The following is a 1,551-nucleotide window of genomic DNA, read 5'->3' as shown; positions in this document are numbered from 1 at the left end:
TGAAGATGCTTTTGGCATCTATGAATACTTAAACTCTGCTAATGACACGGCTAAAGGAGTTAAGCCGATGACCAATCTATTTGTGAAAAAATAATTAAGGTATAATCTACTACACCAAATCTTTCACCATTCACAATTTTATAACTGCCTGGTAGTTTCATTGTTGACCTGTAATTTGATAAATACAGCGCTTCCGGCTATTATGCAATACGATTTTCCTCTTGCCCCTCTCCTATCATAGCTTTCAGCTTTGAGGATGTACCTCATAGCCGCAGGAAGTGCTGTATATCATGAATTTGGCTTAGGTAGTTATCCGCGAGATACAGAATTAGGAAACATTCTTTGAATAACTTTTTCTCGTACAATAGGGGCTTCGTCTGACCAATTCCAGAGGCTTTCATAGAAAAAGAATGAGACTCCGGCTAAACCATGTTGGCGTACTTCTTCAACTTGCGATTCAATTTGATTAATCGGTAATGAAGCAGATTTTAAACCGCTTAAAATGCCAACAGAAACGGGTAAATGAGTTTTAGCTAAATCAACTTCTGCTCTTTCTAATTCTGTCACAAAACGTGTAATCGCTATTGATTCGGAAAAATGAAAGTAGACGGCAACGGACAAGGCAAGATTTTAACCCAAGAGGAACTAAAGCGATTATTAACGTCAGGATTTATCACTAAGAGCGATCGCTCTTAAGGCAGACGATTACGCCATCGCGCTCTGGAAAAGAAATTGCCTGTTTACTGGTTGTCAAGTATCAGAAGCACTAGTACTCCAGACGACTGATATCAAATGTTGTGCTATCGCTTTGAGGGCGTATTCCACCAAAGGTAAGCATAAAACGTGGATTGTGGACATCCCACCAGGGCTAGCCGCAATTCTGGGGCAAAGCTTTATGACCAAGTTATTTACCAATTTCTCTAACTTCAAAAAAATGTGCGAACCCCCAGTTATGATATCTAGTTATGAAAAAGCTAACAAAAATCGCTTTAGCAAGTAGTGTTTTAGCGATGACACTCAGTATAAATATTTCGGCTCAAGCCCAAGAAAAACGCCTGCTAACACTCGACGATCAATTCGCCTTTCGCCAAATTAGCGATCCTCAACTTTCTCCCTCTGGAGACTGGATTGCTTACACAGTAACTAACACCACTCTGAAAAATGATACACGAGATAACCATATTTACATGACTTCTTGGGATGGCTCCCAAACATTACAGTTAACTAACGGTAACGATAGTGAATACAATCCTCGGTTTAGCCCAGATGGTAAATATCTAGCTTTTCGCTCCAGCCGTGAATCAGGAAAACAGCAAATTTGGTTGCTCAACCTAGCAGGCGGTGAAGCCGAGAAAATATCAGACTTTGCTGGTGATGTTAGCGATTTTGTCTGGTCTGGTGACAGTAGACGACTAGCCGTAATTGCCGACTCACCAGCCCCAGAAACTCCCTTTAATGACACTGTTGGCGAAATATTGCTTAACAATTTTGGCAACGTAATATTGCACGAAAATTCTGATTACTTCCGCAGCGATAGGATAATTAAATCCT

2 protein-coding genes are annotated in these 1,551 nt (G+C 40.5%); one reads left to right on the top strand and one right to left on the bottom strand.

Features of this window, described 5'->3' with window-relative positions:
- Nucleotides 1-309: 309 nt before the first annotated feature.
- Nucleotides 310-567 carry a hypothetical protein gene (locus V7K25_RS00065; RefSeq protein WP_335153957.1) on the bottom strand — a complete coding sequence of 86 codons (258 nt, stop codon included), beginning with the start codon at nt 565-567 and terminating at the stop codon, nt 310-312.
- Between the two features lie 398 nt (nt 568-965).
- On the opposite strand from V7K25_RS00065, the gene V7K25_RS00060 reads away from it, so the two are divergent.
- Nucleotides 966-1,551 (top strand): TolB family protein (locus tag V7K25_RS00060; protein ID WP_335153955.1); only part of this gene is annotated, 586 nt, incomplete at its 3' end.

This window comes from Nostoc sp., from assembly GCF_036919495.1.
Classification (GTDB): Bacteria; Cyanobacteriota; Cyanobacteriia; order Cyanobacteriales; family Nostocaceae; genus Nostoc.
The sequence above is the reverse complement of the archived record's forward strand: the minus strand, read 5'-3'. Positions and strand labels throughout refer to the sequence as shown.